Here is a 14,575-nt window from a genome sequence, read left to right on the forward strand (position 1 = left end):
GACGCGGGTTCGGTGGTGAACACGGCGGTGGCCTCGGGTACTCCGCCGACGGGGCCTGCGGTGAGTTCGGATCCGTCCACCGCGACGGTGACGATCGGGTCCGACCCGGGTCTGTCGTTGCTGAAGACCGCGTCCCCGTCGGCCGCGACGGCGGCCAATGCGACGATCACCTACTCGTATGTGGTGGTGAACAGCGGGAACACGACGCTGACCGGGGTGAGTGCGGCGGACACGTCGTTCTCGGGCACCGGGACGCCGCCGGTGGTCTCGTGCCCGGTGACGACCCTGGCGCCGCAGGCGTCCACGACCTGTACGGGCACGTATGTGACGACGCAGGCCGACGTGGACGCCGGTTCGATCGTGAACACGGCGGTGGCGTCGGGTACTCCGCCGACGGGGCCTGCGGTGAGCTCCGGCCCGTCGACGGCGACGGTGACGATCGTGGCGGCGCCGAGCCTGTCGCTGCTGAAGACGGCGTTCCCTTCGGCGGCGACGGTGGCGGGTCAGACGATCACCTACTCCTACACGGTCGTGAACACCGGGAACACGACCCTGACCGGGGTGAACGCGGTCGACACCGCGTTCTCGGGCACCGGTACGCCGCCGGTGGTCACGTGCCCGGTGACGACGCTGGCCCCGCAGGCCTCCACCACCTGCACCGGTACGTACGTGGTGACGCAGGCCGACATCGACGCCGGGTCCATCGTCAACACGGCGGTCGCCTCGGGCACCCCGCCGACGGGGCCCGCCGTGACCTCCGCCCCGTCCACGGTGACGATCACCGGAGTCCCGGCTCCCGCGCTGTCACTGTTGAAGACGGCCTCCCCGAGCACGGTGGTGGCAGCCGGCCGAGTGATCACCTATTCGTATCTGGTGGTCAACAACGGGAACTCGACCCTGACCGGGGTGGGCGCGGCGGACACGTCGTTCTCGGGCACCGGTACGCCGCCGGTGGTCTCGTGCTCGGTGACGACCTTGGCGCCACAGGAGTCCACGACCTGCACCGGCACGTACGCGGTGACCCAGGCCGACATCGACGCCGGGTCCATCGTGAACACCGCCGTCGCCTCGGGCACCCCGCCGGTGGGGCCGGCGGTGAGCTCCGCCCCCTCGACGGCGACGGTGACCGTCGAGTCGGCGAACGGCCTGTCGCTGCTGAAGACGGCGTCGCCGACCACGGTGACGGCGGCCGGTGCCACGATCATGTACTCCTACCTGGTGGTGAACACCGGGAACGCCACGCTGACCGACGTCGGCGCGACCGACATCGCGTTCTCGGGTTCGGCGGCTCAGCCGGTGGTGACGTGCCCGGTGACGAGCTTGGCGCCGCAGGCGTCCACGACCTGCACCGGCACGTACGTGGTGACCCAGGCCGACATCGACGCCGGTTCGATCGTCAACACCGCGGTGGCCGCGGGCACCCCGCCGACGGGCCCTGCGGTGACCTCCGCCCCGTCGACCGTGACGGTGACCGTCGAGGCGGTGTCCGGCCTGTCGCTGCTGAAGACGGCGTCGCCGACCACGGTGACGGTGGCCGGTGAGACGATCACGTACTCCTACCTGGTGGTCAACAGCGGTAGCACGACGCTGACCGACGTCGGCGCGACCGACATCGCGTTCTCGGGTTCGGGGGGGCCTCCGGTCGTGACGTGCCCGGTGACGACTTTGGCGCCGCAGGCGTCCACGACCTGCACCGGCACGTACGTGGTGACCCAGGCCGACATCGACGCCGAGTCGATCGTCAACACCGCGGTGGCCGCCGGGACGCCGCCGACCGGTCCCGCGGTGACCTCCGCCCCGTCGACCGTGACGGTGCCCGCCGAGGCGACGCCGAGCCTGTCGCTGCTGAAGACGGCGTCCCTGAGCACGGTGGCGGTGGTCGGGGTGACGCTCACGTACTCGTACCTGGTGGTGAACACCGGGAACGAGACGCTGACCGGCGTCGGGGCGACCGACACCGCGTTCTCCGGTTCCGGGCCCGCTCCGGTGATCTCGTGTCCGGTGACGACGCTGGCGCCACAGGCGTCCACGACGTGCACGGGCACCTATGTGGTGACGCAGGCCGACCTGGACGCCGGGTCGATCGTGAACACCGCGGTCGCGGCGGGCACCTCGCCGGCGGGGGCGCTGGTGAGCGCCGCCCCGTCGACCACGACCGTCACGATCGTGTCGGCGCCGAGCCTGTCGCTGCTGAAGACGGCCACCCCGAACGCGGTGACGACCGCCGGTGCGGCGATCACCTATTCGTACCTGGTGGTGAACACCGGGAACACGACGCTGACCGGCGTCGGCGCGACCGACACCGCGTTCTCCGGTTCCGGGCCCGCTCCGGTGATCACGTGCCCGGTGACGACGCTGGCGCCACAGGCGTCCACGACGTGCACGGGCACCTATGTGGTGACGCAGGCCGACGTGGACGCGGGCTCGATCGTGAACACCGCGGTCGCGGCGGGCACCTCGCCGGCGGGGGCGCTGGTGAGCGCCGCCCCGTCGGCCACGACCGTGACGATCGCGCTCACGCCGAGCCTGTCACTGCTGAAGACCGCCTCCCCGAGCGCGGTGACGGCGGCCGGTGCGGCGATCACCTATTCGTACCTGGTGGTGAACACCGGGAACGCGACGCTGACCGGCGTCGGCGCGACCGACACCGCGTTCTCCGGTTCGGGGACGCCTCCGGTGGTGACGTGTCCCGTGACGACGCTGGCGCCGCAGGCGTCCACGACCTGCACGGGCACCTATGTGGTGACGCAGGCCGACATCGACGCGGGGTCCATCGTCAACACCGCCGTGGCGGCGGGCACCCCGCCGACGGGGCCGGCGGTGAGCACCGCGCCGTCGACGGCGACGGTGACCGCCCAGGCGGTGCCGAGCCTGTCGCTGCTCAAGACCGCGTCTCCGGGCGCGGTGTCGGCGGCCGGTGCGACGATCACGTACTCGTACCTGGTGGTGAACACCGGGAACGCGACGCTGACCAACGTCGGGGCGACCGACACGGCGTTCTCGGGCTCCGGGCCCGCTCCGGTGGTCTCCTGCCCGGTGACGACGCTGGCGCCGCAGGCGTCCACGACGTGCACGGGCACGTACGTGGTGAGGCAGGCGGACATCGACGCCGGGTCGATCGTGAACACGGCGGTCGCGGCGGGCACCTCGCCGTCGGGGCTCCTGGTGAGCTCGGCCCTGTCGACGGCGACGGTGACCGCCCAGGCGGTGCCGAGCCTGTCGCTGCTCAAGACCGCCTCCCCGAGCGCGGCGACGGCGACCGGTGCGACGATCACCTACTCGTACCTGGTGGTCAACACCGGGAACGCGACGCTGACCAACGTCGGGGCGACCGACACCGCGTTCTCCGGTTCGGGACCCGTCCCCGTGGTCTCGTGCCCGGCGACGACCCTGGCGCCGCAGGCGTCCACGATCTGCACCGGCACGTACGTCACGACGCAGGCCGACGTGGACGCGGGCTCCGTCGTGAACACCGCCGTGGCGGCGGGCACGTCGCCGTCGGGGGACCTGGTGAGCTCGGCCACGTCGGCCGCGACCGTCACGATCGTGGCGACTCCCAGCCTGTCGCTGCTGAAGACCGCGACTCCCGGCACGGTGACGGCGGCCGGCCAGTCGGTCACCTACACGTACACGATCGTGAACACCGGGAACGCGACGCTGACCGGCGTCGGCGCGACCGACACCGCGTTCTCCGGCTCCGGGCCCGCTCCGGTGATCACATGCCCGGCGACGACCCTGGCGCCACAGGAGTCCACGATCTGCACCGGCACGTACGTGGCGACCCAGCTCGACATCGACGCGGGCTCCGTCGTGAACACCGCGGTGGCGTCCGGCACCCCGCCGACGGGCCCCCCGGTGAGCTCCGCCCCCTCGACGGCCACGGTCACCGGTGATCCGGCCCCGAGCCTGTCGCTGCAGAAGACCGCCTCCCCGAGCACGGCGACGGCCGCCGGTCGTTCGATCACCTACTCGTACACGATCGTGAACACCGGGAACGCGACGCTGACCGGTGTCGGCGCGGCCGATACGGCGTTCTCCGGCTCCGGGCCTCCTCCGGTGGTGACGTGCCCGGTGACGACGCTGGTCCCCCAGGCGTCCACGACGTGCACGGGCACGTACGTGGTGACGCAGGCCGACGTGGACGCGGGTTCGATCGTGAACACCGCGGTCGCCTCGGGCACCCCGCCGGTGGGGCCCGCCGTGAGCTCCGCGAGCGCGACGGCGACGGTGGCGATCGTGTCGGCGCCGAGCCTGTCGCTGCTGAAGACGGCGTCCCCGAGCACGGCTGCGGCCGCCGGTCTGACGATCACGTACTCGTACACGGTCGTGAACACCGGGAACGCGACGCTGACCAACGTCGGGACGACCGACACCGCCTTCTCGGGCTCGGGGTCCGCTCCGGTGATCACGTGCCCGGTGACGACGCTCGCGCCGCAGGCGTCCACGACGTGCACGGGCACCTACGTGACGACGCAGGCCGACGTGGACGCGGGCTCGATCGTGAACACCGCGATCGCCGCGGGCACCTCGCCGTCGGGGGGGCTGGTCAGCTCGGCCACGTCGACCACGACGGTGACGATCGTGTCGGCGCCGAGCCTGTCGCTGCTGAAGACGGTCACCCCGAGCGCGGTGACGGCGGCCGGTGTGACGATCACGTACTCGTACACGGTCGTGAACACGGGGAACGCGACGCTGACCAACGTCGGCGCGACGGACGTCGCGTTCTCGGGTTCGGCCGCCCAGCCGGTGATCTCGTGTCCGGTGACGACGCTGGCGCCGCAGGCGTCCACGACGTGTACCGGAACGTATGTGGTGACGCAGGCCGACGTGGACGCGGGTTCGATCGTGAACACGGCGGTCGCGGCGGGCACCTCGCCGTCGGGGGCGCTGGTGACCGCCGTCCCGTCGACGGCGACCGTGACGGTCGTGTCCGCCCCTAGCCTGTCGTTGCTGAAGACGGCGTCCCCGAGCGCGGTGGCGGCGGCCGGTGTGACGATCACGTACTCGTACACGGTCGTGAACACGGGGAACGCGACGCTGACCAACGTCGGCGCGACGGACGTCGCGTTCTCGGGTTCGGCGGCCCAGCCGGTGATCTCGTGTCCGGTGACGACGCTGGCGCCGCAGGCGTCCACGACGTGTACCGGAACGTATGTGGTGACGCAGGCCGACGTGGACGCGGGTTCGATCGTGAACACGGCGGTCGCGGCGGGCACCTCGCCGGCGGGGGCGCTGGTCAGCTCCGCCCCGTCGACCACGACTGTGACCATCGTGACCGCCCCGGCCCTGTCGCTGCTGAAGACGGCCTTCCCGAGCGCGGTGGCGGTCGCCGGTCGGACGATCACGTACTCGTACCTGGTGGTGAACACCGGGAACGCGACCTTGACCGGGGTGACCGCCGCGGACACCTCGTTCTCCGGCTCGGGTCCCCCTCCGGTGGTGACGTGCTCGGTGACGACGCTGGCCCCGCAGGCGTCCACGACGTGCACGGGCACCTACGTGACGACGCAGGCCGACGTGGACGCGGGGTTCATCGTGAACACCGCGGTCGCGTCCGGCACCCCGCCGACCGGTCCCGCGGTGAGCTCCGCCCCGTCGACGGCGACGGTGACGGTCGTCTCCGCCCCGAGCGTGTCGTTGCTGAAGACGGCGTCCCCGAACACGACCACGGCGGCCGGTCGGACGATCACGTACTCGTACCTGGTGGTCAACACCGGCAATGAGACGCTGACCGACGTCGGGGCGACCGACACCGCGTTCTCCGGCTCGGGCGTTCCTCCGGTGGCGACGTGCCCGGTGACGACGCTGGCGCCGGCGGCGTCCACGACGTGCACGGGCACGTATGTGGTGACGCAGGCCGACGTGGACGCCGGTTCGATCGTCAACACCGCCGTGGCGTCCGGGACCTCGCCGTCGGGGCGGGCGGTGGCCTCCGCCCCGTCCTCCGTGACGGTCGCCATCGAGCCGGCACCGGCGCTGTCGTTGCTGAAGACGGCGTCTCCGAGCACGGTGGCGGTGGCCGGTGCGACGATCACGTACTCCTACTTGGTGGTGAACACCGGGAACGCCACACTGACCGACGTCGGCGCGACCGACACCGCGTTCTCCGGTTCCGGGCCCGCTCCGGTGGTGACGTGCCCGGTGACGACGCTGGCCCCGCAGGCGTCCACGACCTGCACGGGCACGTACGTGACGACGCAGGCCGACCTGGACGCCGGTTCGATCGTCAACACCGCGGTGGCGGCGGGGACGCCGCCGACCGGTCCCGCCGTGAGCTCCAGCCCGTCGACCGCGACCGTCACGCTCCTGTCCACCCCGGCCCTGTCGCTGCTGAAGACGGCCTTCCCGGGCACGGTGGCGGTGGCCGGTGCGACGATCACGTACTCGTACCTGGTGGTGAACACCGGGAACGCGACCTTGACCGGGGTGACCGCCGCGGACACCGCGTTCTCCGGCTCGGGCGCCCCTCCGGTGGTGACGTGCCCGGTGACGACGCTGGCCCCGCAGGCGTCCACGACGTGCACGGGCACGTATGTGACGACGCAGGCCGACGTCGACGCCGGTTCGATCGTGAACACGGCGGTCGCGTCGGGTACGCCGCCGGCGGGGCCCGCCGTGAGCTCCAACCCGTCGACGGCGACGGTCACCATCGTGCTCGCCCCGGCCCTGTCGTTGCTGAAGACGGCGTTCCCGGCCACCGTGGCCGCGGCCGGTGTGACGATCACGTACTCCTACCTGGTGGTGAACAACGGGAACGCGACGCTGACCGCGGTGACCGCGACGGACACCGCGTTCTCCGGTTCCGGGACCCCCGCGGTGATCTCCTGCCCCGTGGCGACCTTGGCGCCCGGGGCGTCCACGACGTGCACGGGTACGTACGTGACGACCCAGGCGGACGTGGACGCCGGTTCGATCGTCAACACCGCCGTGGCGACCGGGACGCCGCCGACCGGTCCCGCGGTGAGCTCCGCCCCGTCGACGGCGACGGTGACGGTCGTCTCCGCCCCGAGCGTGTCGTTGCTGAAGACGGCGTTCCCGAACACGGTGGCGGCGGCCGGGCGGACGATCGTCTACTCGTACCTGGTGGTCAACACAGGTAACGCGACGCTGGCCCAGGTCGGGGCGACCGACACCGCGTTCTCCGGTTCGGGCGCCCCTCCGGTGGTGACGTGCCCGGTGACGACGCTGGCCCCGCAGGCCTCGACGACGTGCACGGGTACGTACGTGACGACGCAGGCCGACCTGGACGCCGGTTCGATCGTCAACACCGCCGTCGCGGCCGGCACGGCGCCGTCGGGGCAGGCGGTGACCTCCGCGGCCTCCACCGTGACGGTGACCATCGAGACGGCTCCGGCCCTGTCGTTGCTGAAGACGGCGTCCCCCGGTACGGTGTCCGCCGCCGGTCGCACGATCACGTACTCGTACACCATCGTGAACACCGGCAACACGACGCTGGCCGACGTCGGGGCGACCGACACGACCTTCTCGGGTTCGGCGCCGGCTCCGGCGATCACCTGCCCGGCGACCACCCTGGCGCCGCAGGCCTCCACCACCTGCACGGGCACCTACGTGGTGACCCAGGCCGACGTCGACGCCGGGTCCATCGTCAACACCGCGGTCGCCGCGGGGAGGCCGCCGACGGGCCCGCCGGTGACCGCCGCCCCGTCGACCGCGACGGTCACCATCGACTCGGCCGTGAGCCTGTCGCTGCTGAAGACCGCGTCCCCGTCTACGGTGACGGCGGCCGGTCGGACGATCACCTACTCGTTCGCGGTGGTGAACACGGGGAACGAGACGCTGACCGGGGTCGGCGCGGTGGACACCTCGTTCTCCGGCACCGGCACGCCGCCGGTGATCACGTGCCCGGTGACGTCGCTGGCCCCGCAGGCGGCCACGACGTGTACGGGCACGTATGTGACGACGCAGGCCGACGTCGACGCCGGCTCGATCGTCAACACCGCGGTCGCCTCGGGGACGCCGCCGGCGGGCCCGGCGGTGAGCTCCGGCCCCTCGACGGCGACGGTGACCATCGAGGCGGCGCCGAGCGTGTCGCTTCTGAAGACCGCGTCCCCGTCGGTCGCGTCGCTGGCGGGTCAGACGATCACCTACTCGTACACGGTGGTGAACACCGGGAACACGACCCTGACCGGGGTGAGCGCGGCGGACACCGTGTTCTCCGGCACCGGGACGCCTCCGGTGGTCACGTGCCCGGTGACGACCCTGGCTCCCCAGGCGTCCACGACCTGCACCGGCACGTACGTGACGACCCAGGCGGACGCGGACGTCGGGGTGATCGTGAACACCGCGGTCGCCTCGGGCACCTCGCCTACGGGCCCCGCCGTGAGCTCCGCCCCGTCGACGGCCACGGTCACCTTCGAGTCGGCACCCGGCCTGTCGCTGTCGAAGAGGGCGTTCCCGGTCACGGTGACGTCGGCGGGTCAGGCGATCACGTACGCGTTCGCGGTGGTGAACACCGGGAACAAGACGCTGACCGGCGTCGGCGTGGTGGACACCGCGTTCTCCGGCACGGGGCCGCCTCCGGTGATCACGTGTCCCGCGACGACCCTGGCCCCGCAGGCGGCCACGACCTGCACGGGCACCTACGCGGTGACGCAGGCCGACGTGGACGCCGGGGCGGTGGTGAACACCGCGGTCGCGTCGGGCACCCCGCCGGCGGGGCCCGCGGCCGACTCCGGCCCGGCGACGGCGACGGTCGCCGTCGTGCCGGACCCCGGTCTGTCGTTGCTGAAGACGGCGTCTCCGAACACGGTGACGGCGGCCGGTCAGACGGTCACCTACCTGTATCTGGTCACCAACTCCGGGAACCTGACCGTCAGCGGCGTGAGCGCCGCCGACACGTCCTTCTCGGGCTCGGGCGTGCCTCCCGTGATCACGTGCGCGGTGGCGACGCTGGCGCCCCAGGAGTCGACGACCTGCACCGGAACCTACGTGGTGACGCAGGCGGACATCGTCGCGGGATCGATCGTGAACACGGCGTCGGCGTCCGGCACGGACTCCTCCGGCGCGCTCACCACGACCAACATCTCCACCGCGTCGGTCGCGGTCGTGGCCGACGCCGGCGCCTCGTTGACGCTCGTCAAGACGGCGTCCCCGGACGCGGTGACGGCGGCCGGCCAGACGGTCACCTACCGGTACCTGATCACCAACTCGGGCGCCGTGCCGCTCACCGGGGTCGGCGTGGTGGACACCGCGTTCTCCGGCACGGGGACGCCGCCCGTGGTGACGTGCCCGGTGACCACGCTGGCCCCGCAGGCGTCCGCGACCTGCACGAGCACTTACGTGGTGACGCAGGCCGACGCCGACGCCGCGACGGTGGTGAACACGGCGGTGGCGTCGGGCACCCCGCCTTCGGGGCCGCCGGTGAGCTCCGTCCCGTCGACGGCGGTGGTCAGCGGAGTCACGGCTCCGCTGCTGTCGCTGGTGAAGACCGCGTCCCCCGGTACGGTGCCGTCGGCCGGCCAGACGATCACCTACAGCTACCGGGTCGCCAACCTCGGGAACGTGACGGTGACGGCGGTCGGTGTGAGAGAGACCTACTTCTCGGGGTCGGGGACGCCGCCGACGGCGGTGTGCCCGGTCACGACGCTGGCGCCGGGGGCGTCGACCACGTGCACGGCCTCGTATGTGGTGACGCCGGCCGACGTCCGGGCGGGGTCGATCATCAACACGGCGGTCGCGTGGGGCGCGACCCCGGCGGGCGGGGTCGTCACGTCGGACCCCTCGACCGCGTCGGTCACGATCGCGCCCGGCGCGGCGGTGTACCAGGCCGGGTGTTCGTGCGGCCTCTGGCGGCCCCGCCGGATGAAGTGGTGGAGCCGTCCGCCGGCGCGTCACCGCGCCCACGGGCAGGTGGTTCGCCGGCCCCACGCCACGTCGTTCCGTCAGGGCGGACGTCGATCAAATTGAGGTAATCGACGGGTGGCGAAGAATCGTCGCTACCCACAGTAGTCATAGGATCGCGGAGAAGAAGCTTGAATATCGACGAAGATAAACCGATATAGCGGGAGACGTTCAGTGAAGACAGGATGCGCGCCGCTCTCGGCGGCGAGAATCGCCGTACTGGCGGCGGCGACCTCCATGCTGGCCGCCGGATGCCTGTGGGATGACGACACTCCGCGCACCGCGGCGGGGGCGCCGAAGTCGCCTTCCGCCTCGTCCGCGCCGCAGGACGCGGGCGCGAACCCGCTCCCGACGAAGATCCCCAACGACCCCGACGTCCGGGCGAACGTCGTGCGCACCGAATGCGAGGCCATACCCGGCGGCTGGGGCGCGAAGGGGACCGCGAAGAACCCCGGGGAGAACCCGGTCACGTACAAGATCATCGTGCACTTCACCACCACCAAGGCGACGACGCTCGACTACGCCCAGACCCGCGTCACCGTGCCGCCGGGCAAGACGGTGCGGTGGAGCGCCGAGAAGCACTTCGCGGCGAAGCGGCAGATGCTCTGCCCCATCCCCGGCATCAGCATCGTGAGCTGACCCGCCGAAGCCTGTGGAGCCCGGCCCGTCACGTGGCCCGGGGGCGAGGGCCGGACGGCCAAGTCTCGCGGAGTCTTTCGAAGCCGTCCAGGAGGAGGTCGAGGGCGAACTCGAACTCGAACTGGTCGTCGCAGCCCTGGCCGACGATCGAGTCGTCCTCGTGGGCAGCGGCCATGGCTATCTCGGTGACGTATGGGTACTTTGTCGCCATTTCCTGGAATATGACCGCCTGTGTCGCGGGGTCGACGCTTGGGGAGTCGTCGAACATCTCCTGGGTGAAGCCCAGAATGCGGCTGCCCATTGCGTGCATCACGTGATGGGTGAGATCGGCGGAGAAACCGCCGGTCCGGAACATTCCGATGAGTGAGTCCATGTAGGTCAGCACCACCGGGGTGGGCGTGGTGCGGGTCTCGATCACCCGGGACGCCCACGGGTGGCGCAGGAGCGCCTGCCGCGCGGAGAGGATCCGCTTGCGCACCGCGCTCTTCCAGTCGGCGTCGCCGGCCGGGGGGCCGATCTCGTCGACGACGACGTCGACCATGCCGTCCAGCAGCTCTTCCTTGTTGGCGACGTGCTTGTAGAGGGCCATCGGCACGACGCCCAGCTCCTGAGCGAGCTTGCGCATGCTGAGGGAGTCGATGCCGGCCTCGTCGGCTAGCGCGACGGCGGCGCGCAGCACGCGGTCCCTGCTCAGGGGGGCGCGGCGCGCGGTGTCCACCTGCTCGGCCACCTCGACCACCTCTCTTCGAACGGCTGTTGAACGATATCGCCCTTGACAGGTGTACGACGTACACCTAGTGTCCGTCATGTGAGGTGTACGTCGTACACCTGTCCGTCGCGGAGGAGGCCCCGATGAAAGCGATCGTCCAAGACCGGTACGGCTCGCCAGACGTCCTGGAGTTACGCGAGGTGGACACCCCGGTGGCCGCCGCCGGCGAGGTGCTGGTGCGGGTCCACGCGGCCGCGCTCAACGCCTACGACTGGCACGCGATGCGGGGCGACCCGCGCGTCGCCCGCGCGGCGATGGGGCTCCGCCGGCCCAAGGCGAGGATCCGGGGCAGGGACTTCGCCGGCCGGGTCGAGGCGGTGGGCGCGGACGTGAAGCGGTTCCGTCCCGGTGACGAGGTCTACGGCGACCTCGGCGACGCCAACGGCGCGTTCGCCGAGTACGTGTGCGTTCCCGACGCGCTCGTGGAGCCGAAACCGGCCGGCCTGTCGCTTGAGCAGGCGGCCGCCGTGCCGCTGGCCGGCATCACCGCCCTCATGGGCCTGCGCGACGCGGGGCGGGTGCGGCCGGGACACAGGGTGTTGATCAACGGCGCCTCCGGCGGCGTGGGAACGTTCGCCGTACAGCTCGCCAAGGCGTTCGGCGCGGACGTGACCGGCGTGTGCAGCGGCAGGAACGTGGACCTCGTCCACTCGCTCGGCGCGGACCACGTCGTCGACTACGCCAAGACCGACTTCACCCGCGAGGACAGGCGCTACGACGTCGTCTTCGACCTGGTGGGCAACCGTTCGCTGGCCGATCACCGCCGCGTGCTGACCCCCGAGGGGACGCTCGTCCTGTCCGGTGGCGGCGTGTTCGAGGGCGGCAGCCTGCTGGGCCCGATCGGGCTCATCCTCAGGGGGAGGCTGGCAGCCCGCTTCGACCGCCGGCGCCTGCTCGTCCTTACGACGAAGCCCGGCAGGGAGAACCTGGCGACGCTCGGCGAGCTCGCCGACGCGGGACAGCTCACCCCGGTCATCGACCGCACCTACCCGCTGGCCGAGGTGCCCGACGCGATCCGCTACCTCGAGACCGAGCACGCCCGCGCCAAGGTCGTCATCACCGTGTGAGGCCGGGACGACGGGAGCGCGGGACGAAGCCGGGGCACGCCGGGCCTCTCGGCGGTTAGGGTGGGCCCCGACGATGAACGGGCACTGGGTCACCACGTGGGTGGCGATGCCGCAGCTGACCGAGCCGGGCGACATGCCGCCGCCACCGTTCGCCGACGGCGACGTGGTGTTCGCCGGCAGCACGCTGCGGCAGACCGTTCGCGCCACCGTCGGGGGGCGGCGGGTGCGGCTGCGCTTCTCCAACGCCTTCGGCGGCGCGGCGCTGCCGATCACGCGGGTCTCGGTGGCGCTCCCGGCGGGCGGGCGGGCCGGGGTCGGCGCCGTCGAGGCCGGCACCTCCCGGCCGGTGACGTTCCACGGGCGGCCGTCCGTGGTCGTCCCGGCCGGCGCGCCGGCCGTCTCCGATCCGCTGGACTTCGAGCTGGCGCCCGGGTCGAACCTCACCGTGACGACCTACCTGGCGGACGGGCAGAGATCGGCCTCCATCACCTCCCACCCCGGCTCCAGGACCACCTCCCACCTGCTCGCCGGCGACCACGTCGAGGCCGACGACCTGCCCGGGGCGGCCCCCACCGCCCACTGGTACTTCCTCAGCGGGCTTGAGGTGTGGTCCGGGCCCGCCACCTCGGCGGTCGTCGTCGTCGGCGACTCGCTCACCGACGGCAGAGGTTCCACCACCGACGGCAACGACCGCTGGCCCGACCAGCTCTTCGACCGCCTGCGCTCCCGCCCCGGCACCGGCGGCATCGCCGTCCTGAACCAGGGGGCCGGCGGCAACCGGGTGCTCGACGACGGCCTGGGCCCGAACGCCCTGTCGCGCCTCGACCGCGACGTCTTCTCACAGAGCGGGGTGAGGTGGCAGATCGTCTTCGAGGGCGTCAACGACCTCGGCACGGCCCCGGCCACCGAGACCGCGCAGAAGCGGGTCGCGGCCGACCTGGTAGCCGCCTATGACCAGATGGTCGTCCGGGCTCACGCGCAGGGCATCCGCGTGTACGGCGCGACGCTGACGCCGCTGGGGGGCAACGAGGCCTACGACGACGCCCGGGGGCACCGGGAGGCGGCGCGGCAGGCGGTGAACGAATGGGTCCGCGCCGGCCGCCGGTTCGACGCCGTGATCGACTTCGACCGGGCGGTACGCGACCCGGCCGACCCCCGGCGGCTGCTGCCCGCCTACGACACCGGCGACCACCTGCACCTGAACCCGGCGGGGTACAGGGCCCTCGCCGACGCCGTCCCGGCCCGCCTGTTCAGGGACGAGCCCCTTCCCCCGGGCTTCGGCTTCCGGTGACGGCGAGCCGGCGACGGCGCCGCGGTCACTTGCCGAAGCCCGCCGTCAGGCCGCTGAGCAGCTGACGGCGGCCGACCACGTACAGGAACAGGATGGGCAGCGCGGTCAGCACGACGGAGGCCAGTACGGCCGGCACGTTCACGCTGTACTGGCCCTGGAAGGTCCACAGCGCGAGCGGCAGGGTGCGCTTGTCGGCGCTCTGGGTGAGGATCAGCGGCAGCAGGAACCCGTTCCAGATCGTCAGCGCGTTGTAGATGGTGACCGTCACCACGGCGGGCAGCGTGAGCGGCCAGGCCAGCCGCCACAGCGTCATGAACTCGCTCGCGCCGTCGATCCGCATCGACTCGAACAGCTCTTTCGGCACGTCGCGGATGAAGTTGGTCAGCACCAGCACCGACAGCGGGATCGCGAAGGCGATCGACGGGAGGATCAGCCCCGTCAGCGAGTCGTAGAGGCGCATCCGGATGATGATCAGATAGATCGGGATGATGGTCGCCTGCAACGGGATGGCCAGGCCCATGAGGAAGAGCGCGTTCACCCCGCGAAGGAAGCGGAACGCGCCGCCGCCCCGGACGATCGCGTACGCCGCCATGAAGGAGATCAGGACCGCCGGGACGACGGCCCCCACGGTCACGATGAGGCTGTTCAGGAAGTACAGCGGGAAGTCGGACTCCACGACCAGCTTGTAGTTGTCGAACGTCGGTTCGGCCGGCGGCACCAGCGGGTTGGTCGCGTAGTAGCTGCTCTGCGCCTTGAAGCTGGTGATGAAGATCCAGTAGATCGGCACGATCACGATCGCCAGCCACAGCCAGCCCGTGATCCCGCCGAGCCAGTTGCGGCCTTCGCCGCCCGTACGCCGCGGCCGCCCGCCGCCCGCCCGCGGACGGCGCGCCTCCGTCTTGGCCGCCGGGGGCCGCTCCAACCCCGGTGTGCGGGTCAAGCCCATCG

General features: G+C 71.8%; 7 protein-coding genes. 4 read left to right on the forward strand and 3 right to left on the reverse strand.

Annotated elements, in window-relative coordinates; all coding sequences use genetic code 11:
• Positions 1-170: 170 nt before the first annotated feature.
• Complete coding sequence (locus PYR91_RS33880) at positions 171-368, reverse strand: hypothetical protein (protein WP_279786663.1); 198 nt, start codon at positions 366-368, stop codon at positions 171-173.
• A gap of 37 nt (positions 369-405) precedes the next feature.
• Between PYR91_RS33880 and PYR91_RS33885 the strand changes: the two genes are divergently transcribed.
• Together PYR91_RS33885 and PYR91_RS33890 are read left to right on the forward strand one after the other, a co-directional pair.
• Complete coding sequence (locus tag PYR91_RS33885) at positions 406-9,927, forward strand: hypothetical protein (RefSeq protein WP_279786665.1); 9,522 nt, start codon at positions 406-408, stop codon at positions 9,925-9,927.
• A 108-nt stretch (positions 9,928-10,035) separates the two neighbouring features.
• Entirely contained in the window at positions 10,036-10,500 is a 465-nt protein-coding gene (locus PYR91_RS33890) for a hypothetical protein (protein WP_279786667.1), read from the forward strand.
• Positions 10,501-10,528: 28 nt separating this feature from the next.
• Here PYR91_RS33890 and PYR91_RS33895 read toward each other — a convergent pair whose 3' ends face one another.
• Positions 10,529-11,230, reverse strand: coding sequence for a TetR/AcrR family transcriptional regulator C-terminal domain-containing protein (locus tag PYR91_RS33895; protein WP_279786669.1), 702 nt, complete (start codon positions 11,228-11,230; stop codon positions 10,529-10,531).
• A gap of 122 nt (positions 11,231-11,352) precedes the next feature.
• Between PYR91_RS33895 and PYR91_RS33900 the strand changes: the two genes are divergently transcribed.
• Both PYR91_RS33900 and PYR91_RS33905 read left to right on the forward strand, forming a co-directional pair.
• Positions 11,353-12,336 (forward strand): NAD(P)-dependent alcohol dehydrogenase, encoded by a 984-nt coding sequence (locus PYR91_RS33900; protein ID WP_279786670.1) that lies wholly within the window; start codon positions 11,353-11,355, stop codon positions 12,334-12,336.
• Positions 12,337-12,409: 73 nt separating this feature from the next.
• Positions 12,410-13,627, forward strand: a complete 1,218-nt coding sequence (locus PYR91_RS33905; RefSeq protein ID WP_279786671.1) for an SGNH/GDSL hydrolase family protein — start codon at positions 12,410-12,412, stop codon at positions 13,625-13,627.
• A gap of 25 nt (positions 13,628-13,652) precedes the next feature.
• On the opposite strand, the gene PYR91_RS33910 is transcribed toward PYR91_RS33905, so the two are convergent.
• Positions 13,653-14,573 carry a carbohydrate ABC transporter permease gene (locus PYR91_RS33910; RefSeq protein ID WP_279786672.1) on the reverse strand — a complete coding sequence of 307 codons (921 nt, stop codon included), beginning with the start codon at positions 14,571-14,573 and terminating at the stop codon, positions 13,653-13,655.
• Positions 14,574-14,575 lie beyond the last annotated feature (2 nt).

The organism is Sphaerisporangium sp. TRM90804, assembly GCF_029846175.1.
GTDB lineage: Bacteria > Actinomycetota > Actinomycetes > Streptosporangiales > Streptosporangiaceae > Sphaerisporangium.

Bases quoted from the DNA above. Each gene is read 5' to 3' on its own strand.
- PYR91_RS33910 (WP_279786672.1), bottom strand. From the start codon at position 14,573: ATGGGCTTGACCCGCACACCGGGGTTGGAGCGGCCCCCGGCGGCCAAG.
- PYR91_RS33900 (WP_279786670.1), top strand. From the start codon at position 11,353: ATGAAAGCGATCGTCCAAGACCGGTACGGCTCGCCAGACGTCCTGGAG.
- PYR91_RS33905 (WP_279786671.1), top strand. From the start codon at position 12,410: ATGAACGGGCACTGGGTCACCACGTGGGTGGCGATGCCGCAGCTGACC.